Annotated in this window: 18 protein-coding genes; 14 read left to right on the forward strand and 4 right to left on the reverse strand. The window is 69.1% G+C overall.

The window, feature by feature from the left end; genetic code table 11:
- Positions 1-15 precede the first annotated feature (15 nt).
- From QHF84_RS10345 to QHF84_RS10400, 12 genes are all read left to right on the forward strand, one after another.
- Positions 16-3,936, forward strand: a complete 3,921-nt coding sequence (locus QHF84_RS10345) for a serine/threonine-protein kinase (protein ID WP_281313060.1) — start codon at positions 16-18, stop codon at positions 3,934-3,936.
- 63 nt (positions 3,937-3,999) lie between these two features.
- A complete protein-coding gene (locus tag QHF84_RS10350) occupies positions 4,000-4,992 on the forward strand; it encodes a hypothetical protein (protein WP_281313061.1) in 993 nt (330 codons plus the stop codon).
- A gap of 26 nt (positions 4,993-5,018) precedes the next feature.
- On the forward strand, positions 5,019-7,049 hold the full coding sequence (locus QHF84_RS10355; protein WP_281313062.1) for a beta-ketoacyl-[acyl-carrier-protein] synthase family protein: 2,031 nt from the start codon (positions 5,019-5,021) through the stop codon (positions 7,047-7,049).
- Complete coding sequence (locus QHF84_RS10360; protein ID WP_281313063.1) at positions 7,046-7,348, forward strand: acyl carrier protein; 303 nt, start codon at positions 7,046-7,048, stop codon at positions 7,346-7,348. The genes QHF84_RS10355 and QHF84_RS10360 overlap by 4 nt, the downstream gene beginning before the upstream one ends.
- Positions 7,335-8,384, forward strand: a complete 1,050-nt coding sequence (locus QHF84_RS10365) for a glycine cleavage T C-terminal barrel domain-containing protein (protein WP_281313064.1) — start codon at positions 7,335-7,337, stop codon at positions 8,382-8,384. The genes QHF84_RS10360 and QHF84_RS10365 overlap by 14 nt, the downstream gene beginning before the upstream one ends.
- Positions 8,381-9,130 carry a 3-oxoacyl-ACP reductase FabG gene (gene fabG, locus QHF84_RS10370; RefSeq protein ID WP_281313065.1) on the forward strand — a complete coding sequence of 250 codons (750 nt, stop codon included), beginning with the start codon at positions 8,381-8,383 and terminating at the stop codon, positions 9,128-9,130. Before QHF84_RS10365 ends, fabG begins: the two co-directional genes overlap by 4 nt.
- 2 nt (positions 9,131-9,132) lie before the next feature.
- Entirely contained in the window at positions 9,133-10,089 is a 957-nt protein-coding gene (locus QHF84_RS10375; RefSeq protein ID WP_281313066.1) for an acyltransferase domain-containing protein, read from the forward strand.
- The gene (locus tag QHF84_RS10380) at positions 10,086-10,700 is read left to right on the forward strand and encodes a hypothetical protein (RefSeq protein ID WP_281313067.1); all 615 of its coding nucleotides are present in this window, start codon (positions 10,086-10,088) and stop codon (positions 10,698-10,700) included. Before QHF84_RS10375 ends, QHF84_RS10380 begins: the two co-directional genes overlap by 4 nt.
- Positions 10,697-12,127 (forward strand): hypothetical protein, encoded by a 1,431-nt coding sequence (locus tag QHF84_RS10385; RefSeq protein ID WP_281313068.1) that lies wholly within the window; start codon positions 10,697-10,699, stop codon positions 12,125-12,127. Before QHF84_RS10380 ends, QHF84_RS10385 begins: the two co-directional genes overlap by 4 nt.
- Before the next feature lie 118 nt (positions 12,128-12,245).
- Positions 12,246-14,774, forward strand: coding sequence for a leucine--tRNA ligase (gene leuS / locus QHF84_RS10390; RefSeq protein ID WP_281313069.1), 2,529 nt, complete (start codon positions 12,246-12,248; stop codon positions 14,772-14,774).
- Between the two features lie 17 nt (positions 14,775-14,791).
- Entirely contained in the window at positions 14,792-15,412 is a 621-nt protein-coding gene (locus QHF84_RS10395) for a penicillin-binding protein activator LpoB (RefSeq protein ID WP_281313070.1), read from the forward strand.
- A gap of 1 nt (position 15,413) precedes the next feature.
- Positions 15,414-16,817, forward strand: a complete 1,404-nt coding sequence (locus tag QHF84_RS10400; protein ID WP_281313071.1) for a hypothetical protein — start codon at positions 15,414-15,416, stop codon at positions 16,815-16,817.
- Here QHF84_RS10400 and QHF84_RS10405 read toward each other — a convergent pair whose 3' ends face one another.
- On the reverse strand, positions 16,818-17,645 hold the full coding sequence (locus QHF84_RS10405; protein WP_281313072.1) for a class I SAM-dependent methyltransferase: 828 nt from the start codon (positions 17,643-17,645) through the stop codon (positions 16,818-16,820). It abuts the gene before it with no gap.
- Entirely contained in the window at positions 17,642-18,337 is a 696-nt protein-coding gene (locus QHF84_RS10410; protein WP_281313073.1) for a hypothetical protein, read from the reverse strand. Before QHF84_RS10410 ends, QHF84_RS10405 begins: the two co-directional genes overlap by 4 nt.
- A 234-nt stretch (positions 18,338-18,571) precedes the next feature.
- Here QHF84_RS10410 and QHF84_RS10415 point away from each other — a divergent pair, with 234 nt between their 5' ends.
- The gene (locus QHF84_RS10415) at positions 18,572-19,375 is read left to right on the forward strand and encodes a hypothetical protein (RefSeq protein WP_281313074.1); all 804 of its coding nucleotides are present in this window, start codon (positions 18,572-18,574) and stop codon (positions 19,373-19,375) included.
- Between the two features lie 2 nt (positions 19,376-19,377).
- On the opposite strand, the gene QHF84_RS10420 is transcribed toward QHF84_RS10415, so the two are convergent.
- Positions 19,378-20,073 carry a response regulator transcription factor gene (locus tag QHF84_RS10420; RefSeq protein WP_281313075.1) on the reverse strand — a complete coding sequence of 232 codons (696 nt, stop codon included), beginning with the start codon at positions 20,071-20,073 and terminating at the stop codon, positions 19,378-19,380.
- An 89-nt stretch (positions 20,074-20,162) separates the two neighbouring features.
- Positions 20,163-22,571 (reverse strand): hypothetical protein, encoded by a 2,409-nt coding sequence (locus tag QHF84_RS10425; protein WP_281313076.1) that lies wholly within the window; start codon positions 22,569-22,571, stop codon positions 20,163-20,165.
- A 395-nt stretch (positions 22,572-22,966) separates the two neighbouring features.
- On the opposite strand from QHF84_RS10425, the gene mgtE reads away from it, so the two are divergent.
- The gene (mgtE, locus tag QHF84_RS10430; RefSeq protein ID WP_281313077.1) at positions 22,967-24,355 is read left to right on the forward strand and encodes a magnesium transporter; all 1,389 of its coding nucleotides are present in this window, start codon (positions 22,967-22,969) and stop codon (positions 24,353-24,355) included.
- Positions 24,356-24,371: the final 16 nt, after the last annotated feature.

Consider the following 24,371-nt stretch of genomic DNA (forward strand, 5'->3'; position numbering starts at 1 on the left):
GAGATGCGGGTAGGAGTGTCGGTTGGCGAGCGCTTCGAGCTCGTGCGTCTCGCAGGCCAAGGCGGCATGGGCGCCGTCTTCGAGGCCCGCGACCGCGAGACCGGCGACAAGGTCGCGATCAAGATCATGAACGGCGCGAGCGTCGAGGAGCGCGCGCGGTTCGATCGCGAGGCGCGCGTGCTCGCCACGCTCTCGCACCCGGCCATCGTTCGATACCTCGGCTACGGCGAGCTCGACTCGGGCGAGCCCTACCTCGCGATGGAGTGGCTCTCGGGCGAGGGGCTCGACGCGCGCATCGCGCGGGAGCGGCTCAGCGTCGAGGAGACGATGGCTCTCGCCGAGCGCATCGCAGGCGCGCTCGCGATCGCGCACCGGCACGGGATCGTCCATCGCGACATCAAGCCGAGCAACATCTTCCTGCGTGACGGCGACGTGCGGCGCGCGATGCTGCTCGACTTCGGGATCGCACGGCGCGCGTCGGACCCGAACGTCGTCACGAAGACGGGCGTGTTCATGGGGACGCCGGGCTACGTGGCGCCCGAGCAAGCCCGCGGCGATCGCGCGGTGAACGCGCGGGCCGACGTGTTCGCCCTCGGATGCGTGCTGTTCGAGTGCCTCGCGGGCAAGCCCGCATTCACGGGGCAGCACGTGGTGGCCGTGCTGGCGAAGGTGCTCTTCGAGGACGTTCCGAAGGTGTCGGCGCTCCGGCCCGGTGTGCCGCCCGCGCTCGACATGCTCATCGCGCGGATGGTCGCAAAGCAGCCGGAAGAGCGGCTCGCCGACGGCGACGCGGTGATGGGCGCGCTCGCGCGCGTGGCGAATGACGAGATCACGAGCGAGCCGCCGCATACGCTGCGATCGAAGGGCGCGCTCGGCAGCGGAGAGCAGCGCCTCGTGAGCGTGATCCTGCTGTCCGCGCCGAAGGAGGGCCTGCCCGTCGATCCACTCGGTGGGACCTTGGATTCGGCCGGCACCGCGCCTCTCGCGGCGCTGCGCGCAGTGGCTCGGTCGTACGGGGCGCGCGTGGAGGCGCTGGCGGACGGGTCGGCGGCGCTCGTGCTTTCGGGCGCGGGCATGGCGACGGATCAAGCGGCGCAAGCGGCGCGGTGCGCGCTCGCGCTGCGGGCGGTGGTGCCGGATGCGCCCATGGTGCTCGTGACGGGACGAGGGGTGCTGTCGCATGCGCTGCCCGTCGGGGAGGGCATCGATCGCGCGGCCAAGCTCCTGCGCGAGGAGGAGCGGCGCACGGCGAAGAGCGAAAGTGCCGAGAGCCGCGCGCGTCAGGCGGTGCGCCTCGACGAGCTGACGGCGGAGCTGCTCGAAGCGCGCTTCGTGATCGAGGGGAACGAAGAGATGCGGTCGCTCCTCGGCGAGGCGCAAGCGCAGGAGGGATCGCGGCTCTTGCTCGGTCGCGTGACGCCGTGCGTGGGCCGCGAGCGTGAGCTCTCGACGCTGCTCGCGCTCTACGACGAGTGCGCGAGCGAGCCCGCGGCGCGCGCGGTGCTCGTGACGGGCGTGGCCGGCATCGGCAAGTCGCGCATCCGGCACGAGCTCTTGCAGAAGCTCGCCGCGGCCGAGCCGCGCCCCGAGATCTGGCTTGCGCAGGGAGATCCGACGCGCACGGGCGCGCCCTTCGGCATGGCCGCCGAGCTCTTGCGGCGGGCTTCTTCGCTCCACGAGGAAGACCCGATCGAGGTGCGACGGGAGAAGATCCGCAGCGCGGTGACGCGGCACCTCGGCGCGGACGCAGGGCGCGTGATGGAGCTTTACGGCGAGCTCGTGGGCGCGCCGTGGGCCGCCGAGGAGGCGAGCACGTTCCTGCGGGCCGCACGGAAAGATCCCGTGCTGATGGGTGATCAGCTCCGCCGCGGCTTCGAGGACTTCGTGAGCGCGGCGAGCGCGGCGCGGCCCGTGGTGCTGGTGCTCGAGGATCTGCACTGGGCCGACGCGCCGAGCGTGCAGCTCCTCGATGCAGCGCTCCGGCTCGCGCGCGAGCGCTCGCTGTTCGTGCTCGCGCTCGCGCGGCCCGACGTGCACGAGAGGTTCCCGGGGCTCTGGGCGGATCGCGGCATGCAAGAGATCCGGCTCGGCGAGCTGTCGCGGCGCGCGAGCGAGCGGCTCGCGCGGCACGTGCTCGGCGACGACGCGCCGCCGTCCTTGCTCGCGCGCGTCGTGGCGCAGGCCGCGGGGAATCCGTTTTACCTGGAGGAGCTCTTGCGCGCGGTCGCCGAGGGCCAGGAGACCGCGCTGCCGAAGACGGTGCTCGCGATGCTGCAAGCGCGCCTCGAAGCGCTGCCGAGCGAGGCGCGCTGGCTGCTCCGCGCGGGCAGCGTCTTCGGCGAGACGTTCTGGAGCGGCGGCGTGCGCGCGCTTCTCGGCGGCGAGAGCAGCGTGGTCGACGTGGGCCGGTGGATCGAGACGCTCGTCCATCGCGAGCTCCTCATGCGTCGTCGCGAGAGCCGTTTTCCCGGCGAGGAGGAGCTCGCGTTCCGGCACGATCTCCTGCGCGACGTCGCGTATGCGGCGCTGACCGAGGTCGACCGCGCGCTCGGCCACAGGCTCGCCGCGGAGTGGCTCGAAGTGGCGGGCGAGCGCGACGCGATGGTCCTCGCCCAGCACTGCGAGCACGGCGAGGAGCGCGAGAAGGCCGCGGTGTGGTTCGTGCGCGCCGCGACGCAGGCCCTCAGCGCGAACGACTTCGAGGCTGTGCTCGAACGGACCGAGCGCGCCGAGGCATGCGGCGCGGACGGCGGCCTGCTCGGCGAGGTACGGCAAGCGCAGGCCGAGGCGCATTTTTATCGCGGCGAGCTCGCGGAGGCGGCGCGGCGGGCACGCGAGGCGATGCAGCTCCTCTCGCCGGACAGCCCGCTCTGGTTCGGCGCGGCGAGCGCGGCGGCGTGGGCCGAGAGCTCGCGCGGCGAGCGAAGGCAGCTCCTCGGGATCGCGGAGTCGATGCTCGAACGCGCCGATCGCGAAGCATCGCCGTTCACGCGCAGGCTCGCGGCGATGGGCTGGATCGCGCGCATGCTCCTGCGCTCGGGGCAGCGAAGCGCGGCCGAGACGCTCACCGAGCGGTTCCTTCAGGCGCCCGAATCCGCGCGGGGCGGGCCGATCGTGCGGGCCGAGTGGGCGGCCGTCTCGGCCACGCGCGCGCTCGTCGAAGGCGACCTCGAACCGTCGTACGAGTTTTTCCTCGAAGCGGCGCGGTGCTTCGAGCAGGCCGAGGTCGACAGGTTCGGCATCTCGATGCGCATCTACGCGGCGCTCGTGCTCTGCGACCTCGGCGATCATGCCGGCGCCGAGGCGGAGCTCGCCACGCTCGTCGCGCGCGCCGAGGCGCAGTGCTTGCCGATGCTCGCGGCGAGTGCGCGCCACGGGCTCGCCGAGGCGCTCGCGGCGCGCGGGGCGCTCGCCGAGGCGCGCGCGCTGCTCGAAGACATCCTGGAGACGCTCACGAACGCGGGTCTCGTGCTCTCGGCGCACGACGTGCGGCAGTTCCTCGCGCTCGTGCTCGTGCGGCAGGGCGACAGCGAGGCCGCCGAGCGCGCCGCGATCGAGGCCGTGGCGCTCGTGGACGCGCCGCCGAATCGGCGCTGCTCGTACCTCGCGACGCTGGCGCGCGTGCTGCTCGCGTGTGGACGTCCTGCGGAGGCGCTCTCGGCCGCGGAGGAAGCGATGCAGCTCCTCGAGCAGGTCGGCGCGCTCCTCTCGGACGAGCCTCTCGTGCGGCTCGTGTATGCCGAGGCGCTGCACGCGAACGGACATCACGAGCGCGCGAAAGAAGCGCTCTCGGCCGCGCGCGCGCATCTCCTCGGCCGGGCCGAGAAGATTGGCGACCCTGCGCGCCGCATGCGCTTTCTGCGCGCCGTTCCGGACAATGCCCGCACGCTCACGCTCGCGGAGGCGTGGCTCGGTGCGTCACCGGGCGCGGCTTGACGCCTCCAACCAGTTGGGCATCCTCACGAAAGGAACTTCCTTCTCCAACGTTCGGGGTGGGCCATGGAGCGACGTGATTTCCTGAAGGTGGGCTTGATCGGCGGGGCGGGGACCGCGGCCGCGGGCACCGTGGGTTGCGTGGGCACGACCGGCACGGCGGCGTCGCCGATCGCGGTGATGAGCCCCGAGGAAATGGATCGGTTCCTCGCGCGCCTCGATGGGGGCCTCGCTTCGCTGAAGAACGGCAACAGTAGCCCCATCACGTCGATGTTTCCGAAGCTCGATGCTACGGATTCGAAGTATCAGAAGCAGGACGAGCTCGTCCGCAAGACGCTCCGTTCGTTGCTCCTCGTGGGCTCGTTCAACGATCTGCCCGAGGAGGGGCGCGCGCATCCCGGCATGCAGGCGCGCATGTGGGACGGGATGGGCGAGATGGACGAAGCGATGCTCGGCATGACGAGCGAGCTCGAAGCTTTGACCCCCACCGAACGCGCGGACATCGGCCTCCGGATGCGCAAGGATCCGGGGCTCGGGATGCGTATCGTCGAGGCGATCGACGAAGACGCGGCCAAGGCCGGGATTTCCATGGAGCGGCGGCTGCATCTGCGGTCGATAGCCGTCGAGGCATGCGCCCGCATGAGGCAATCGACGCCGCTGCTGATCGACGAGTACGTGACCAAGGTGAACAAGGTCGCGGCGCGGCCGGCGACGGCCGCGGAGTTCGAGCGCCGGCTCGTCGCGCAAATGGGCGAGGAGGCGGTCTTCCAGCTCCGGGAGCGCACGGAGATGCACGCGCGGCGCTGGAACGTGGCGAGCACCGATCCGAAGAACGACGGCGACGGGCCTTATGCGCCCAAGTCGAACCCGCATCAACGCAGCAATACGGTGCTCACGGTAGGCGGCATTCTCCTCGGCGTCGGCCTGCTCGCCCTGGCGATCGGCGCCATCTTCGCGTCCGGCGGTGGCGTCTTCGTGATGACCGTCGGCGCGCTCCTCGGCATTGCGGGGCTCATCACGCTCATCGTGGGCGCGATCATCCGGGCGACCGAGGACTGATCTCGCCCCGCGGCATGCTCTCGCAAATGCAGAGCCTCCCGGTTGCCATCACGGGCATGGGCGCCGTCTCGGCGCTCGGCGCGACCGCGACCGCGTTATGGTCCGCCGTCGAGGAGGGCCGCGACGGGATTCGCCCGATCGAGCGATTCTCGACCGATGGTTTTTCCGTGTCGCTCGGCGGGATGGTGCCGGGGGCGATCTCCGGAGATCCGTGCGCCGCATTCGCCACGACCGCGGCGCGCGAGGCTCTCGCCAATGCCGGCTTGCAGATCGGGCCGGGCGGCGTGGCGGGGCGCCGCGTGGCCCTCGTCCTCGGCACGAGCCTCGGCATGCACGTGGACGGCCTGCACCTCGTCGCCGCGGAGGTCGCGCACGCCGTCGGAATCGAGGGCCCGACACTCACCGTTTCGACGGCGTGCTCCTCCTCGACGAATGCGCTCGGGCTCGGCCGCGATCTGCTCGAAGCGGGGCTTTGCGACGTGGCGATTGCCGGCGGCACGGACGAGCTCACGCCGGAGATTTTCGCCGGCTTCCACGCGCTCGGGCTGCTTTGCCCCTCGAAATGCGCGCCGTTCAGCGAGCCCGTGGGCACCACGCTGGGCGAGGGCGCGGGGTTTTTGGTGCTCGAACGCGGCGACGAGGCCCGCGCCCGGGGCGCGCGGGTGCTCGCGACGCTGCTCGGGTATGGTCTCTCGGCGGATGCATATCATCCGACCTCGCCCGATCCCACGGGCGCCGGCGTCGCGCGCGCGCTGCGAGGCGCGCTCCTCGATGCGGGGACGGAGGCCGACAGCATCGATTACGTCAATGCACACGGCACGGGCACCGCGGCCAACGACGCCGCCGAATACCGCGCCATCGAGCAGGTGTTCGGCGAGCGCGCAGCGCGTTTGCCCGTGAGCTCGACGAAGAGTTTTCTCGGTCATGCGCAGGGCGCTGCGGGCGTGCTGGAGCTCATCGCGACCCTGTGTGGCATGGCGCAGGACAAGATCCCTCCAACGTTGCATTACGAAAAGCCGCGGCCGCGCTCGCCGGCCGATCCGGTGGCCGGCGACCGGCCCCGCGTGGCCCGCGTCGAGCGCGCGCTTTGCAACAACTCCGCGTTCGGAGGCGCGAATGCGGCCGTGATCGTGGGCAGAGCGGAGCATACTGCGCCGAGACAAACCGCGGCGAAGGTGCTGGTTCTCGGCGCATCGGCCGTGGGCCCGCACGGGATGGATTTCGACGCGCTCGAGGTTGCTCTCGCCGCGAATGTTCCGCTCCGCCGCCGCGCGCCAGCGTTCCGCATCGAGAGCCTCATTCCCACGGCGGACGGCCGCGGGATGGATCCCGCCTCGCGATACCTCTCGGCGGCCGCGGCGCTCGCGCTCGCCGACGCGGGAATCACGTTGCGCGGCGCGAAACGCGAGCGGGCGGGGCTCTTCGTCGGCACGACGCGCGCCTCGACCGAGAGCGAACGCGAATTCAGAGACAGCATTCGAGAGCGTGGCCTCGTGCGCCTCTCGGCCACGGCGTTCACGCGAATGGTGCTCAATGCGTCCGCGGGGACGTGCACGAAGCTCTGCGCGCTCAAAGGACCAACGACGACGCTCACCACGGGTGAAGGAAGCGGCCTCGTCGCGCTCATTTACGCGGCGATGCACCTATCGACGCGGTCCGACGTCGATCTGCTCCTCGCGGCGGGCGTCGACGAGCGCGTCTGCCTCGAATCCGACGCGCACGAGGGCGAAGGCGCGGCGTGCCTCGTCCTCGGAAAAACCCCTGCGTCCGACGCCTCGAAAGCCGTGCGCCTCGCGGGCTTCGGGCTCGCGGGTCCGGGCGACGTGGAGGAGGCCAAACGGCGCGCGATTCGAATGGCCGGCATCGACGAAAAAGACGTTTTCGTGGCGCCGGACGTCACGCCCGTGCTCGGCCCCGCGCCGGGGGCCGCGGCCATGTTCGCCTGCGCATTCGCGGTCGCTTCGATTTTGCGGGGGACGTGGGAGCACGTGCTGGTCCCCGATCCGGGCGGCACCGCCGCGGCCGCCGTCGTCTTCAGCCGAAAAGGAGCCGCATGAACCCCGAGCTTGCCCGGTACATCCAGCGTCGCGAGCGTATCCTCGACAAGGTGCGCACGATCCTCGTCGATCGCCTGCACGTGAGCCGCGCGCCCGACGAGATCGACCCCGACGCGCCGCTCTTCGGCACGGGGCTCGGCCTGGATTCGGTGGACGCAGTCGAGCTCCTCGTCAGCATGGAATCCGAGCTCGGCGTGAAGCTGCCGCACGAAGGTTTGTCGCGGCCGGCCATGCGCACCGTGAATACGCTGGTCGACCTGGCCCTCGCCCACGGGAGGACGGACGATGTCGATGGATGACGAGATCCGCGCCTTGCGCACGAGCGTGGCGCTCGCCGCGGGTGATCACGTCACGTGCCTGCGCATCGAGGGCGAGGGCGCGTACGAGGCGCTCGACCACGTGGTCGCCTGCGATCTTTTCTTGCAGGACGGCCAGATGCGGCCGAGCCTCCTGCTCGACGAGCAGGCCCGCCCCTTCGCAGACATCCACGTGGCCCGCGACGACGAATCGTTCTATTTGCTTGCCGAAGGTCCCTCCCCCGAGGAGCTCGTCGCGTTCCTGGAAAAACATTTTCCCGCGGGCGTCGAGGCGACCGCCCGACGATGCGACGGCACGCTGCTCTCGCTCCACGGGCCTTATGCCTGGGAGCTCTGCACGGCCGTGCTCGGCCCCGATGTCGGGAGTCTTCCCTATCTCGCGTTTTACCGCGCCGACGAAGGCGTGTTTTTCCGGTCGGGGAAGACTGGCGAGTACGGGTATGATTTGCTCATTCCCACGGGCGAAGTGGAGACCGTGCGCGAGGCGCTGCTCAGGGAGGGCGCGGCGTTCGACCTCGCGCGCGCGAGCCTGCCCGCGCTGGATCAATGTGCGCTCGAAAATGGTTTCTTCAACATCCGGCGCGAAGGTCGGGCCGGCCTCTCGCCGCTGGAGCTCGGCCTGCAATGGCGCGTCTCGTACCGCAAGGAATACGTGGGATCTGTCGCGCTGCGGTCGCGACGCGAGGCAGGGGCGAATTCGCGGGTCGTATGGGCCGTCGCCGGCGCGCCCGTGGCCGAGGGGGACGAGGTTTTTCTGGAGGAACAGCGGATCGGCCATGTCCTCGTCTCCGGGTTTTCGGTCATCCGGGGCGAATGGGTGGCCCTGCTCCTGCTCGATCGGCCCTATGCGTACGCGGGCATCGACCGCTACGAAATCCGGAGAGCGGGGGAGCGCCGGCCGATCCGCACCGCCTCGGCGCCGCTCATCAACAACCGCAGCCTGTACGTGAGCCCGCAGCGGCATAGCTACCGGGACCGGGACGTGTCGAAAATGCCGCCGTTCGTGTTGCCTTTATGAATGCGCGATTCGAAGACAATACGGTGATCGTGACCGGCGCCTCCCGCGGGCTCGGCCGGAGCATCGCGACGGCGTTCGGTGCCGAGGGGGCGTTCGTCTTCGTGGGATACCGATCGCGCGAGGACGAGGCGAAAGAGACGCTTCGAGCGATGGAAGAGGCCGGCGGTCGGGGCGCGTTGCTCGCGATGGACGTCGCGAGCGCGGCGTCCATGAATGCAGCCGTGGAGCAAGCGCTCGCCGCGAGGGGCTCGATCGACGTGCTCGTCAACAATGCGGGTGTCGCGGCGGACGAGCTCTTCCCGCTGATGGCCGAGGAGAGCTGGGACGAGGTGATGCGCGTCAATGCGGGCGGCGCCTTTCACGGCTGCCGCGCCGTGGTGCGGCCGATGATGGCGAAGCGGCGGGGCGCGATCGTCAACGTCGCCTCGGTCGCGGGCCAGCACGCGAGCCCGGGGCAATCGAATTACGCGGCCTCGAAAGGCGCGATCCTCGCGTTCACGCGCACGCTCGCGGCCGAGCTGGCGCCGCGCGGAATCCGGGTGAATGCCGTGGTGCCGGGGCTGCTCGGCACGGGAATGGCGAAGCGCCTGGACAAACGGATCGCGGAGAAAGCGCGTGGCCAGATTCCGCTCGGGCGTTTCGGGACGGGCGACGAGGTCGCGCGGGCGGTCTTGTTTCTGGCGTCGGAGGAGGCCTCGTACGTCATCGGGCAGGCGCTCGTGGTGGATGGGGGGCTCACGTTGTGACGGTGGCGTTTCTGTTTCCGGGGCAGGGCGCGAAGGGGATCGTCGCGGCCGTGCAATTCGTGGAGAGTGAGCCGCGAGGCAAGGAAATGCTCGAACGGGCGGCAGCCGCGGCCGACGTCGCGCCGAGCGAGCTCCTGGCGAAGGGCGGTCGGGCCCTCGAACGCACGGAAATTCAGCAGCCGGTGCTCACGGCGATTGCCCTCTTCGTGCACGCGGAGCTCGTCGCCGCGGGGATCGAGCCCGACGTCGTGGCAGGTCATTCGCTCGGCGAGCTCCCGGCCTGGGCCGCGACGGGCGCGATCACGCCGGAGGATGCGATCACGCTCGCGGCGCTTCGTGGACGGCTGATGGCGCGGGAAGCCGCACGCAATCCGGGCGCGATGATCGCGTTCTCGCTCTCGCCGACAGGTCTTTCCGAGGTATTCCTCAAGGGGACGATGCAGCGCGCGGCCACGCAACCCGGAATCCACGTGGCGGCGTCGAATGCGCCCGACGAAGTGGTGCTCAGCGGCGACGAGGGCGTGATCCGCGACGTGGTACGCGCCCTCGGCGATGCCCTCGGTGTCGACCTTTGGCGCCACGCGCGACGTTTGCCCGTCGCCGGTCCCTGGCACAGCGAATCGATGAAGGACGCGGCTCCCGAGCTCGAAGCGGCGCTCACGCGCGCGCGTCGCGGGGCCATGCAGGTCCCCATGGTGCTGAATGCGACGGGAAATGTCGCCGAGGAGGCGCTCGTCCCGCGCCTGCTCGCCGGCCAGCTCGTCCATACCGTGCGCTGGACCGACGTCATGTCCACCCTCGAACACCGCGGCGTCGCCGATTTCGTGACGATCGCCCCGGGCGCCGTTTTGCGATCGCTCGTCCGGACGAACCTCGGGACGAAGGTGCGGGTCCACGCGACCGAAAATGCGAACGACATCCGGCGCACCGTGGACGCGCTGCGGTGGAGCCTTTCATGAAAACGAGCGCCCGTCTGTCCCTCGGCGCAGACGTCATCAACCTGTTGATCCCGCACCGTCGCCCGTTCTCGATGGTCGACGTGATCGAATCGTACGAGCGAACGCCGCGGCCGACCTTGCGGGCCGCGCGCTGCGTCTCGGCGAACGAGCCCGTGTTCGAGGGCCATTTCCCCGGCCTTCACCTCTGGCCCGGCGTGTACACGATCGAGGGGCTCGGCCAGAGCGGTAACCTCCTCGGCATCATTGCTGCATATCAAGACGCGTGGGAAGCGAAGGGCCGCGATCCGAACGAGGTGATCGAGGCCCTGCAAAACCTGGCGCTCGGATATCGGCTGCAACCGGGGTACAAGCCCGACGTCTCGGCGGAGCTCGTCGCGTCGCTGAAGACGCATTCGAATCTGCACGTGGGAATGAGCGCATCGGTGGACGTGAAGTTGCTCCAGCCGGTCTTCGCCGGGCAGCGGATCGAGTACATCGTCTCGCAATCGCATCTCATGGAAAACCTCGCGCGGTACGAGGTCGAGGCCCGCGTGGAGGGGCGCACGGTGGCGAAGGGCGTGATGACGAGCACGCGCAGCATCCCGCCGCTGCCCGCGCCGATCTTCGGATGAAGTCGATCGCCCTCTCGCTCGCCCTGCTCTTCGTGGCGGGCTGCGGGCCATCCGTGGTTTGGCTGGGTCATAGCCCCGATCGAAGGCATTACATCGAGGTGCTGGAGAGCGCCGGCAAGCAGCGGGTGCGCGTCGACGGCGTGGACGGCGCCGAGTATCTCGGTATCGGGATCGAATCACTCGTGTGGAGCGCAGATGGTCGTCGCCTCGCCTACCCCGCGCGCCGGGAAAAGGGTTGGTCGCTCATCGTGGATGGGCGCGCGGGCCCGACCTTCGACGGATTGGGCGAGGTCGTCCTGAGCCCGGACGGCGCGCATGTGGCGCATGCAGCGCAACGAAAGGGCGCGTGGTTCGTGGTGCTGGACGGAACGCCCGGCCCCGCGTTCGACGCCATTCTGGAGGGCACGCTGCTGTTCGGGCACGGCGGACGTTTTGCGTACGTGGCGCGGCAAGGCGCCTTCGTTCGCGCGATCGTCGACGGCACCGCCGGGCCGCGCTACGACGGCATCGGCGCATTACGCTTCAGCGAGGACGGCGCCGCGGTGGCCCACGTGGGGCGGCGCGGCGAGGAGGCGTTTTTCTGGATGAACGGGCGTGAATCGCCGCCTGCGGAGGCGATCGCACACCATGCGCTCGCGCCGCGCGGGGGTCGATTCGCATATTTGGCCAAGCGCGCCGGGCAATGGCGCGTGACCGTCGACGGCGTCGAATCCACGCCGTATGCCCGCATCTCGGAGGTCGTGTTCAGCGAAGACGGCGCGCACGTGGCGTATGCCGGCCGGCGCGCGGATGGCGAGGTCATCGTCCTCGATGGCGTGGAAGGCCCGCCGTACGACGAAGTCGCGCCCGGGAGCCTGGTCTTCGGCGGCGAAGGCGGGCGCCTGGCGTATGCGGCGCGGCGCGGGCGCGGCTGGCACATCGTCGTGCATGGGGAGGAAGGCCCGGCGTATGACGCGGTGGATCGGCCGGTCTTCGCGCGGCGCGGGGCGAAATTCGGTTACGTGGCCGGAAGCCGCGGGGCGCGATTCGTGGTGATCGACGGGCGCGAGCAGAGACCATTCGCATGGGCGGCGGATCTGACGTTCAGCGCCGACGGCCGATATCACGCCTACCTGGCCGACGACGGCGAACGAATGCGGGTGATGCACGATGGAGCCGCGACCCCGTTCGACAGCGTGATCGCCGGCACGCTCGTCCACGCGGAGGAAGGGCCCGGCTGGGCTTGCCTCGTGGTCGACAAGGCGGCGCGGAAGCTGTTCATCGTGATCGACGGCGCGAAAAAGAGGCCCCTCGACGCGGAGGAGCTGGCCGCGGCGATGACCCAGCCGAGGTTCGAAGCGCGGGCGATGCGGGCCGCGGACGCGGAGCTTCTGCGGCGGTGGGTGGCGGCGGAGCTTGCCCTGTCGAGGCGTCCACCCTCGCGTTGAGGCTGTCCGGCGCTTCGTGCGTCCCTACCGCCCCGTTCTTTCCCGCTTCTCTCGCGCGTCCCTCCCCTCGCCCGCCCGCTGACACACGCGCCGTGTCGGTGCTAATCGTACGGTCGCCATGACGTCCCCCACCGCGAACACGACCTCGCCGAGCACGCCTGCGGACGGCGCTCCGGCTGCGCAGGAGCCCGCTCGTTACGTTCACGCCGAGGCCGAGCCCCGCTGGCAGCGCTTCTGGGAGGAGACCGGCGTCTTCCGCGCCGTGCGCCACGAAGGTCGGCCGAAGCGCTACGTGCTCGACATGTTCCCTTATCCCTCGGGCGCGGGCCTCCACGTCGGGCACCCCGAGGGCTACACGGCCACCGACATCTTCTGCCGCTACAGCCGCATGAAGGGGTTCGACGTCCTGCATCCGATGGGCTGGGACGCCTTCGGCTTGCCCGCCGAGCAGTACGCCATCCAGACCGGCACCCACCCCGCCGAGACCACGCGCAAGAACATCGACACCTTCCGGCGTCAGCTCAAGATGCTCGGCTTCAGCTACGACTGGGAGCGCGAGTTCGGCACGATCGACGAAAACTACGTCCGCTGGACCCAGTGGATCTTCGTCAAGCTCTTCGAACGCGGCCTCGCTTATCAGGACAAGGTCCTCGTCAACTGGTGCCCCGCCCTCGGCACCGTCCTCGCCAACGAGGAGGTCATCGACGGCAAGAGCGAGCGCGGCGGTCACCCCGTCGTCCGCACCCCGCTGCGCCAGTGGATGCTGCGCATCACCGCGTACGCCGATCGCCTCGCCGCGGACCTCTCGCTCCTCGACTGGCCCGAGGGCACCGTCACCATGCAGAGGAACTGGATCGGGCGGTCCGAGGGCGCGACCATTTCGTTCGACGTCCAAGGATTCGAGGGCGCGAAGATCGACGTGTTCACGACGCGCCCCGACACGCTGCTCGGGTGTACCTACGTCGTGCTCGCGCCCGAGCACGCGCTCGTCGAGAAGATCACCTCGGCCGACAAGCTCAACGCCGTCCGGGCTTACGTGCAGGCCGCCGCGAGCAAGAGCGACCTCGACCGCACCTCGGAGAAGACGAAGACCGGCGTGCCCACGGGCGCGATGGCGATCCACCCCCTCACGGGCCAGGCCGTGCCGATCTGGGTCGGGGACTACGTCATCGGTAGCTACGGCACGGGCGCGGTCATGGCCGTCCCGGGCCACGACGAGCGCGACTTCGCGTTCGCCAAGACGTTCGAGTTGCCCGTCATCGAGGTCGTGAGCCCCGACGGCAAGCTCCACGATTCGCTCGACGCGGCTTACGTCGACGAGGGCATCCTCGTGCGGAGCGGCAAGTTCGACGGGCTCAAGTCGACCGACGGGAAACGCGCCATCGTGGACGAGCTCGTCCGCCTCGGCAAAGGCGCGTCGAAGATCACGTACAAGCTGCGCGACTGGGTGTTTTCCCGGCAGCGGTACTGGGGCGAGCCGATCCCGGTCTACTTCCCCGTCGAGATGAAGGATCCGGCCGGCGACCCGCGCAAGGGCGACGAGCATGTGATCCGCTACGACAAACCCATCGCGGTGCCCGAGAACGAGCTCCCGCTGCGCCTGCCCAATCTCGTCGACTTCCGCCCCGGCGAAGACCCGCAGGGCCCGCTCGCCCGCGCGGTCGATTGGAGGTTCTTCCAGAAAGACGGGCAGTGGTACGCGCGCGAGACGAACACGATGCCGCAATGGGCTGGCTCGTGCTGGTACTACCTGCGTTTCCTCGACCCGAAGAACGACGCCGAGCCGTGGAGCCAGAAGGCGTACAACGATTGGATGCCCGTCGACCTCTACGTCGGCGGCGGCGAGCACGCGGTGCTGCACCTGCTCTACGCGCGCTTCTGGCACAAGGTGCTCTTCGACATCGGCAAGGTGTCGCACCCCGAGCCGTTCATGAAGCTCGTCCACCAGGGCATGATCCTCGGCGAGGACGGCGAGAAGATGTCGAAGGCCCGCGGCAACGTGGTGAACCCGGACGACATCGTGAAGGCCTACGGCGCCGATTGCCTGCGCCTCTACGAGATGTTCATGGGCCCGCTCGAAGCGGTCAAACCCTGGCAATCCGCGCAGATCCAGGGCGTCGTCCGCTTCCGCGACCGCATCTTCTCGATCCTCACGGGCCGGCCGCTCGTCGACGCCATCGACGACGCCACGAAGCGCCTCGTGCACAAGACCATCAAGAAGGTCACCGAGGACATCGAGGCGCTCTCGTTCAACACGGCGATCTCGGCGATGATGGTGCTCCTGAACCACCTCGGCTCGCTGAAGGAGCTGCCGCGCGAGGCCGCCCGTGGCCTGTTGATCTGCGTCTCGCCGTTCGCGCCGCACGTGGCCGAGGAGGTCTGGCACCTCTGGGGCAACCCGCGTTCCATCGCGCTCGAAGCCTGGCCGACCTTCGATCCGGCGCTGTGCGTCGACGACGTGATCGAGATGGCCGTGCAGGTAAATGGCAAGGTCCGCGGCCGCGTGACGCTGCCCATCAAGGCCAGCGAAGACGAGGCCCGTAACGCCGCGCTCACAGCCGAGGGTGTCTCTGCGTTCACGGCCGGCAAGACGCTGAAAAAGTTCATCTACGTACCCGGCAAGATCGTGAATCTCGTCGTCGCCTGAGCGTCACATCACCACCCATGAAAAACCGAAGCTTCCTTCGCCTCGTCCCCGTCGTCGCTTTCCTGCTCGCGCCGCTCGCCGCCGGCTGCTCGAGCGACCCCGTGTTCGTCCGCGGCTCGGAGGTCGAGGGCCTCGATGACCCGCCGATGAGCACGGGCATCGACAAGCGCGACATGGAGCAGCTCCTCCACGAGAACATGAAGCACCTCGTGGCCTCGCCCCTCGCCAAGGCCTGGGCCGACGCGGGCGACAAGCCCACGCTGGCGATCTTCCCGATGCTCAACGAGACGAGCCAGCACATCGACAGCCAGCTCCAGGCCGTGCTCTCGGACGCCGAGACGTTCATGGTCAACTCGCAGCTCGTCACGGTCGTGAGCCGCGAGCGGCAGAACCAGATGATCGCCGAGGTCGAGCGGCAGAACGGCGGTCAGTTCGATCCGAATCACGCAGCTCAGTACGGCCGTCAGCTCGGCGCGAAGTACTACATGACCGGCAAGGTCTACACCTCGGACGAGCGCACGGCCGGCGGGCGGCGCGTGCAATACTTCATGTTCATGCAGGTCATCGAGACCGAGACGAGCGCGGTTCGCTGGCAAAACAAGGCGGCCTTCACGAAGGCCCTCATCAACCAGGATTGACGTGCGCCCGCTCCTCGGCCTCCGGCGCGCCGCCTGCGTGATCACCTTCGCCCTCGGCGCGCTCGGAAACACGGGCTGCGCCGGGCACGAGGTGCGCATCCGCGACTCGCTCGCGGCGCTCGATCGTGGCTCGATGGAGCAAGCCGTCGCCGCGCTCGATCAGGAGCTCGGCGTGAAGTCGCCGGGCGAGATCCCGCCGGTCAAGCAGGACGAGGCGCTGCTCCTGCTCGACCGCGGCAGCATCCACCTCGCGATGGGAAAGTACGAGCAGGCCTCGCGCGACCTCGGCGCCGCGGATCAGGCGATCGAGGTGCTCGACCTCTCGACGAGCAAGGCGGCGGACATCGGCCGCTACGTGTTCTCGGACGACGCGGGGCCGTACAAGGCGCCGGCGTACGAAAAGCTCCTTCTGAACACGCTCAACATGCTGAGCTACCTCGCGCGGCACGACCTCAACGGGGCGCGCGTGGAGGCGCGGCGGCTCGTGGTCATGCAGAAGTACATCGAGAGCCAGGGCGACGAGGGCGCGCTGCTCGGGCTCGGGAGTTACCTCGCGGGTTTTACCTACGAGAAGTCGAAGCAACGCGACGAGGCGCTGCTGCATTACGACGAGGCGCTCGAATACGCGCGGTACAAGTCGCTGCGAGATCCGCTCCGCTCGCTGACGGGCGGGCAGAAGACGACGAAGCACGAGGCGGTCGACGCGCTCGTGGAAGGCGCGGAGCCCCTGGCGTCGGTGGAAGAGACGGGCGAGGCGGAGATCCTCGTCGTCGTGGGGTTCGGGCGGGTGCCGCCGAAGACGCCTGTGCGGATCCCGATCGGGATGGCGATGCAGATCGTGGGCAGCGAGCTGTCGCCGATGGAGCGCAGGGAGATGGATTCGCTCGTGCTCCAGGGCGCGGTGGCGTGGATCAACTACCCCACGCTGGGCCCGGGCCGCGGGGGCTACGAGGTGCCGAATGCGTCGATGGGCGAGGAGGTCTTGCCGCTGGAGCAAGCGCTCGACGTGGAAGGCGAGGTGCGATCGGCGTGGCACAAGCGCGAAGGGACGCTCGTGCTCGCGGCGATGACGCGTCTGCTCGCGCGCACGGCGGCGAGCGTGGCCGTGGCAGGCGCGACGGCGGCAGGGATCAACGCAGCGCAGGACGATCGGCAGCGCCGCGATGGAAGCGCGGAAGCCGTGGGCATGCTGCTCGGCTTCGCCACGAGCCTGACGATGTCGGCGCTCGACACGCCCGACACGCGGTCGTGGTCGACCCTGCCGGCGCGGATCGCGATCGCGAGGACGCGTGTCCCCGCGGGGAAACATGCGATCACGGTCGAGGCGCGGGGGCAGCGCAGAACGTTCGACGTCAAAGTAGACGCGGGCGGCTGGGCGCTCGTGCCGTTCTTCGTGCTGCGCTGACTACTCGAACCTTCGGCCGCTCGCGCAGCCGATGTTGACCGTGAGCTCGAAGGAGCCTTCGGACCAGTACTTCGTGATCGCGTCGCTCACGTAGCGGAAACCCGCCTCGACGCCGCCCGGGTCGGCTTCGAGCAGCGCGCGCATGTCCGGGAAGACGATCATCTGCGCGATCGGATCGTCCAGGAATTCCTTGCCGCTGTTGAAGGCGACGCCGATGAGCTGCACGTCGACGTCGACCTCGCCGAGGCCGACCTTCTCGAGCTCCTCCGAGAGCGACTCGATCGTCGGTCGGCTCGCGGCCGCGACCTCCACGGCCTTGCCGAAATCCGCGAGGTCCTGCCGGAGCGCATACTCGCGCAGCATGTCGTAGATCTCGGGGAACGAACCACGCACGGGCAACGCGACGAGGCCCTGCCCGCCCACGACGAGGATACGTCGAAGCTCGGCGAGCAGCGCATACCGCGCCTGCGCGCTCACGACCGGATGCACGAGCAGACCATGCGTGAAGCTCGCGTCCGGCAGCGGGAGCGGCATGCCCGTCGCGAGCTCGAGGCTCACGTTCACGCCCGTGAGCGTCGATGCCTTCGCGCGCGCGAGCGTGAGCGCCTCGGGCGAAGGATCGACGCCGACGATGTTCGCGCCCGGCAGCTTGTCCGCGAGCATGGGCTCGACGTACCCCGTACGGCAGCCGATGTCGGCCACGGACGCGGGCGAGTACGGGATGACCATCTCCACCGCGGCCGTGCCGAAATACGTGAGGTAACGCGGGATGACGGACGTGTCGAAAACCGCGGCCTCCGCCCCCGTGAGCGGGGTCCCGAGGCTCACGAAGCTCTCCCGTTCCCGCCGTTCCCTTCGCCTTCGTCTTCACCGACGGCCTCGAGCATCTCGAGCGCCTCCTCGGCGAGCTCGCCGATCGTGACCTCGGTCGTCGCGTCCGAGCCGTCCTCTTCGAGCTCGACGGTGCGCGTGTCGTCGACGAGCGACTCGATGAGCCGCGCCGAAGCCGGATCGCCGATCTGCACGAGCGCCTCGATCGCCGCCGCGACCGCGTCCGCATCGCCGTGCTTCAAGAACTGGCCGATGACCTTGGTGACGCCGGGCTCGGGGACCTCGGCGAGGATGTACGGGAGCTCGGGCAGCGCCGGCGAGCCGACGGGCAGGCGCCTGAGCGCGCGCTCGACGCCCAGCGCGACCTCCTTGAAGCGCTCGAAGCTGAGCTCTTCGAGCTGCTCGCCCGCGGCGCGGCGCGCCTCCGGGTGCTCGGACGAGAGGACGTCGATCATCGCGTCGACGACCCGCGGCCCCTGGAGCTCACCGAGCAGCGCCGCGATCCGCACGAGTCGCAGCGCCGATTCGTCCTCGTCGCCCTCCTTGAGAGCGGCCGCGATCGCATCGGTGAGCACGTCGAGCAGCGTACCTTCGGGTTTGTCGGCGAGCTCGTCATGCAGGCGGCGAACCGTGCGTTCGGCGTCGAAGAGCGCGTTCAGAGACTTTTCGATCGAGGAGCGGTCTTGCACGAGACAGGAGCTATCAACAGCGTCGGGCCGACGCAAGCCAGGTTGTTTCCCTACGTGGGGGGCTCCGGTCGGCCCGACCTGACAGCGATTTTCGCTTCGCGAACATCGCCGGGCCTTCCTCTGCCCCCACACCCGCCGCCGCTCGCCTTCACTTCGCTCTGCTCCGTGACGGCTCGCTTTCGTCTCGGGCGCTCGGTTGGCTCGTTTTGGCGGGCTGGGCTATAGCGAAGGGCGATGCAGCCGCTCGTCCGGGCCGCCGCCTTTGCCGCCCTGCTCGCGGCCCTCGGTGCGCTCGGGAAAACCCCCAGGCCGAAGGCGCCCGAGCCCACGAGTGCGCCCTCCACGGTCGCCCCGGCCGTGGCCGCGTCGTGTGGCCCGCGGACGTTGCCCGAGGGCGACGTGTGCATCCCCCTGCCCCCGCCAGGTCGGGCGCCGCAGCCGGACGGGCGCGAAGTGCTCGCAGAGGGCCCGGAGACGGCGTCCGAGCGGAGCACGCTCGTCCCGCGAAGGCCCGAGCGGCCCGCCGAGATGACGGCGTACCACGTGCCGCTGACGGCCGAAGCTGCGCCGTCGGTCGTCGCGGGGCTCGATCGGCCCTTCCATCTGTCGCTCGAAGCGGGCGATGTCGCGCCCGGGCCCGGCGCGGTGCTGCTCGAAGCGTCGAGCGGCGATGCGGTCGTGGCGCTCGCGCTCGAAGGGCAAGAGGGGCCGGCCGAGGTCGCGTTCGTCGGGGAGATGCTCGGCGAGACGGTGGTCACGGCGCATCTCGTGCGGGATGGAGGCCGGCTGCGGCAGGTGCTCCTCGTGCACGGAAACCTCGATCGGCCGAGCGAACGCGCGGTCGTGGGCGCGCCGCTCGAAGCAGGCGACGAGATCGGCTTCGTCGGCGACAGCGCCTTCCGCGGTCGCCCCGGTCTTTACCTCGAAGCGCGTCAGCTCCGCGAAGGCACGAGCCTCGGCGGGCTCGACGCCGCGCGCATCCGCGAGGACATCGTCAGCGTCTCCGTGGACGTGCGCAACGCCTTGCCCCTGCGCTGATCTCAGGGCGCCAGTTTGTAGCCGTGCCCGTACACCGTCAGGATGTGCTGCGGTTTGTCCGGGGACTTCTCGACCTTCTTGCGCAGCTTGACGATGAAGTTGTCGACGGTGCGGTTCGTCGGTGAGCCCTCGACGCCCCAGACCTTCTGCAGGATCTCCTCGCGCGAGACGGGCTGGCCGACGCGCTCGTAGAGCAGGCGCAGGAGCTCGACCTCGTAGAACGAGAGCGGGCTCGACTTCGAGCCGCGCGCGACCGTGTGGGTCGTCATGTTGATCTTGGCCTGCCCGATCGTGAAGACCTCGGGCGTCGGATCGCCGGGCCCTCGCGTGGTGCGCCGGAAGATGGCGCGCATGCGAGCGATGAGCTCGCCCACGCTGAAGGGCTTCGTGACGTAGTCGTCGGCGCCCGCGTCGAGTCCGCGGATCTTGTCGAGCTCCTGGCCACGCGCCGTGAGGATGATGATCGGGATGAACGCATCCCAGCGGCGCAGCTCCTCGCAGACCTTGAACCCGTTCGTGTCGGGGAGCATGAGGTCGAGCAGGATCGCCTGCGGCTTCTCCTGCCGCGCGAGAAGCACGCCGGCGTTGCCCGTGCCCGCCGAGACGACGGAGAACCCCTCGAACTCGAGCGCGTCGGTCAGGCCGAGGACGATGTGGGGCTCGTCCTCGATGATCAGGATCTTCTTTTTCGACGTCACCTCGGGGCGCCGTCTTATCACAAAACGCGACGAGGCCCGATGCCGGGCCTCGTCACGTCACTACGTCACGTCGTCAGGTACGGTCAGGCTCAGCCGCCGCCCGTATCACCCGAGCAGGTGATGAACAGCGTGGAGCCGGGCTGCGCCTCACCCGCGCCGACGAAGCGGATGATGCGCTGCTCGTTCGCCGGGCAGTCCTTGACGATCTCGACGTTGCCCGTCGGGGGCGTGGTCGTCCCGTCGACGTAGCACCAGCCGTTGACCGGCTGGCCGTTGAGCTGCGGCTGCTCGGTCGCGTCGTCCTGGCAGGCCGCGCGCGCATCCTTGTTCCCGTCCGCCCCGGCCTGCGTGATCTCGCAGAAGCAATCCCACTTGGCCTTGTCGTACGCCGGATCCTCCTTCGCGAGCTCGACGGCCTTCGCCTTCGGGCCCTCGCTCGGGATCTCGGCGCGCGCCGCGTTCGGGTCGCAGACGCAACCGGCGCCCTGCGTGTTGCGCGCCTCGAGGATGAGGCACGGCACGTTGCCCTCGGCGTCGGGCGTGAGCGTACGGGGCAGGCACTGGCCCTTGAGGGCGCTCTTCAGGCGGTCGATGATCGAGCCGATGGCCGGGCGATAGCCGAAGTCCGGCTTGTCGATGTCGAGGACCGGGTCGATCTTGTCGGGGCACACGGAGGCGACGATGCCCTGATCGCCGAGGTCACGCATGACCTCGAGCGGGCGGATGCCGGGGTACGCCTTCGCGCGGACCTGAAGCGTCGGCGCGTTGTTGTTGTTCGGGTCCTGCTGGCAGAGGGGGTTGTCGTTGTTCGCCTCGAAGCAGTCGCAGGCCGTGAGGTTCGTGTTCGTGCAGTCGCGCTGATCATTGGTGGGCAGCGGGAAGATGCACGCGAACTGGAGGTCGTCCTTCGCGGTGATCGTCCACTCGTGGCCGTTCACCGGGTTCGCGTTCGGCGTGGAGGCGTCGACGAGCACGTCGCCCGTGATCGGGTTCGTGCCCGTGCGCTTGTCCATCGACTCGATCATGAGCGGATCGAGGGGCTTGAAGTCCGTCTTCTCGCTGCCGAGGATGACGTCCCAGGTCGAGAAGCCGCTCGCGTCGATCGGCGCGTTGAGCTCGTTCGCGTTCTTGAAGCCCTTCGACAGGTCGGTCTTGTCGCGGGCGATGTCCTGCCAGGGCACGCCGACGATGCCGGCGAAGAACACGAGGCCGGAGTCGCGGATGTTCGTGATGTTGTCCTGCGGGTTCAGGTCCGAGAAGATCGGGTTCGGGACGAGCTCACCCGCGCGGTTCGCGATCTCCGCGTTCGAGAAGGCCTGGACGTAGCGGGACGTCGGGTAGAGGAAGTCGATGCCGAAGCGGCGCTTCTGATCCCAGCAGCGCATGTTGATGTCGTCCTCGTCGACGCTGAGGAGCGCCGGGCCGCCCTGCGGGTTCGTGCAGCTCGGGTCGGGCGGGCAGCTCCCCGGATCCTGGCCGCACGACTTGCAGCACGGGTCGTTCGGATCGGCCGCGCATTCCTGGCGCGCGCGCGGCATGCGGACGTTCGTGTTGCCGATGCGGAGCTGGCCGACGTAGTAGAACTGGCCGTACTCCTTGATGGAGCAGTCGTTCTCGTCGGTGAGCATGACGATCGCGAGCAGCGAGTCGGGCCGCATGAACTCGGCGCGCTGCTGCAGGAGGACGGTGTCCGTGCCGTCGGGCGTGGCGCGGTTGTTGACGACGGAGATCGTCTCGTAGGGCTCGGGGTCCGCGAGGAAGCGGTAGATGCTCTCGAGCTGGGACTCGTAACCGCAACCGATCTGGCCCGTGCCGATGACCATGTCGCGCAGGCCCTGCTGCAGGTTCGGAATGTCGGTCTCGCCGGGCGGCGAGAGCTTCGCCTTCGGATCCCAGGCGAGGAAGCCCTTGTCCGTGCTGCCCGTGCCGTACGGATAGGTGTCGACCGAGGCGCCGCCGCACTGGTTGAGGCGCGAGAGCAGGTGACCCTTGTCGTTGTTCGTCGTGTTCGGGCTCGGCGAGCACTCCTTGCTGTTCGCGTCGGAGTTCGGGCACGAGTCCGCGCCGTGGCCGCCGATCGAGGAGCTGATGACGCCGATGTGGATGTCGACGATCGGCTCGAACTCGCGCTTGGTGCCGGCCGGGCAGTCGTCGGTCGGGTAGGCCGGCTGCTGCGCCGCGGACACGGGCACGCCGTTGTCGTCGATGCAGCGCGGGTTCACGAGGCCTGCCACGAGGTCGGGCACCGCGAGCGCGAGGATGTTTTGCTTGTCGGCCATCGAGCGCGAGTTGTCGATGGCGAGGAGGATGTCGATCTTGTCGACCGAGCTCTGGGTGAGCCGCTCGACGATCGTCGCCGTGATACGGGGCTCGACGGTCTCGACGGGCCGATCGAGGCAGCCTGCGGCGCCAGCCGCCGTGGTGGCTACGACCATCGAGAGGGCCGCTTTGGCCGCGCGCTTCCCCAGGAAGCTTTTCTGACGCTGTAAGCCTTTCATGCTGAGCTCCTTAGCCGACCTTACGCTGGGCTCGTCCCAGAAACGGAGTTGCCGCGACGAACGGACCCATGCTGCCGGGCCCGTCCGTGATCGATGGCCTCGATGCTAGGGATGTCCCGGGAAGGCTGTCAATTCGAGATCCGGCCTGGGAACCGCCTATTTGCAGGAAACCCCGGGATCCGAGGAGGGGTCAGAGCAACAGGCGTGCCGGCAATCGATCCTGACTCGCGTAGAGATCCTGCTCTGGCGATCGCCAACTGAGTTGGCAGCATGGACAACGGGCGAGTCGGTCCGGGACCGGGGGCCGGGGGCCGGCAGGGCCCTGCCCGCGGGCCTCGCCGCGCCCCCGCGATCCTGCTTGCGGGCGCGCGGCTCCTCTGGCTGATTGGCGCCCGATGATGCGAGTCGCCGTCGCGATGCTGCCCGAGGTGCGAGAGCTCCTCGCCGAGGATCCCGCGCAGATCGGCGCCTTGCTCGAAGAGATCCACGACGAGGACCTCGCCGACCTGCTCGGCATGCTCGAAGAGCATGAAGCGGCCCTCATCCTCAAGACGCTGAAGCCCGAGGAGGCGGCGCCGATCTTCGAGCGCCTCGACGAGGATCAGCAGGAGGCGCTCGTCGAGGAGCTCGGCGTCGAGAACGCCGCGCCGATCGTCTCCGAGATGGCCGCCGACGAGCGGACCGATCTCATCGAGGCCCTGCCCGAGGAGGTCGGCGACAACCTGCTCGAGTCGCTCGAGAAGGTCGATCCCGAGGCCGCCGCCGAGGTCGAGGAGCTCGCGAAATGGCCCGAGGACAGCGCCGGCGGTCTGATGACCACCGACTACGTCTCGGTGCCGCCCACGATCACCGTCGCCGAAGCGATCGAGCGCATCCGCAAGTCCTCCCAGGACGCCGAGACGATTTATTACGTCTACGTACTATCGGACGACGAGCGCCTGCTCGGCATCGTGTCCTTGCGTGATCTTCTGCTCGCCGCGCCCACGGACCGGATCACGGACGTGATGACGGAGAACATCTTCGCGCTGAGCCCCGAGACCGATCAGGAGGAGGTCGCGCGGAAGATGGCGAAGTACGACTTCGCCGCGATGCCCGTGGTCGGCCCCGATCGAAAGCTGCTCGGCGTGATCACGGTCGACGACGTGATGGACGTGCTCACGCAGGAGCAGACCGAAGACCTGCAGCGCCTCGCGGCCGTCGAGCCGATGGAGGAGGGCTACTTCCAGACCGGTTTCTGGACGTTCATCCAGAAGCGCGCGCCGTGGCTCGCGGCGCTGCTCGTGAGCGAGTTCATCACGGGCACCGTTCTCCGGCACTACGACGAGATCATCGAGGCTGTCTCGAAGCTCGCCTACTACGTGCCGATGCTCATCTCGACGGGCGGCAACACCGGATCGCAGTCGTCGTCGCTCATCATCCGGGGCCTCGCCGTGGGCGACGTGAAGCCGACGGACTGGAAGCGCGTCATCGTGCGCGAGATCGGGCAGGGCGTGGTGCTCGGGCTGATGCTCGCGATCATCGGCATGACGCGCATCTACCTCTGGGGCGACGGCTACGCGCTCATGTTCACGGTCGGCATCACGCTGATGGGCATCGTGATCATGGGCTGCACGGTGGGCTCGATGCTGCCGCTTTTCCTGCGCAAGCTCGGCCTCGACCCGGCGACGAGCTCGACGCCGTTCATCGCGACCTTGATCGACGTGCTCGGGATCTTGATCTATCTGAACGTGGCGAAGCTCCTGCTCGCCGAGGTGATCGCGCAGGCCGCCAAGGGCGTGCACTAGCAGGCGACCGGGCCCT

The sequence above is a fragment of the Polyangium sp. y55x31 genome (genome assembly GCF_029946505.1).
Taxonomy (GTDB): domain Bacteria; phylum Myxococcota_A; class Polyangia; order Polyangiales; family Polyangiaceae; genus Polyangium.

Coding starts and splice junctions, on each gene's coding strand:
- QHF84_RS10350 (WP_281313061.1), top strand. CDS start 4,000: ATGGAGCGACGTGATTTCCTGAAGGTGGGCTTGATCGGCGGGGCGGGG.
- QHF84_RS10355 (WP_281313062.1), top strand. CDS start 5,019: ATGCAGAGCCTCCCGGTTGCCATCACGGGCATGGGCGCCGTCTCGGCG.
- QHF84_RS10360 (WP_281313063.1), top strand. CDS start 7,046: ATGAACCCCGAGCTTGCCCGGTACATCCAGCGTCGCGAGCGTATCCTC.
- QHF84_RS10365 (WP_281313064.1), top strand. CDS start 7,335: ATGTCGATGGATGACGAGATCCGCGCCTTGCGCACGAGCGTGGCGCTC.
- fabG (WP_281313065.1), top strand. CDS start 8,381: ATGAATGCGCGATTCGAAGACAATACGGTGATCGTGACCGGCGCCTCC.
- QHF84_RS10380 (WP_281313067.1), top strand. CDS start 10,086: ATGAAAACGAGCGCCCGTCTGTCCCTCGGCGCAGACGTCATCAACCTG.
- QHF84_RS10385 (WP_281313068.1), top strand. CDS start 10,697: ATGAAGTCGATCGCCCTCTCGCTCGCCCTGCTCTTCGTGGCGGGCTGC.
- leuS (WP_281313069.1), top strand. CDS start 12,246: ATGACGTCCCCCACCGCGAACACGACCTCGCCGAGCACGCCTGCGGAC.
- QHF84_RS10395 (WP_281313070.1), top strand. CDS start 14,792: ATGAAAAACCGAAGCTTCCTTCGCCTCGTCCCCGTCGTCGCTTTCCTG.
- QHF84_RS10415 (WP_281313074.1), top strand. CDS start 18,572: ATGCAGCCGCTCGTCCGGGCCGCCGCCTTTGCCGCCCTGCTCGCGGCC.
- QHF84_RS10425 (WP_281313076.1), bottom strand. CDS start 22,571: ATGAAAGGCTTACAGCGTCAGAAAAGCTTCCTGGGGAAGCGCGCGGCC.
- mgtE (WP_281313077.1), top strand. CDS start 22,967: ATGATGCGAGTCGCCGTCGCGATGCTGCCCGAGGTGCGAGAGCTCCTC.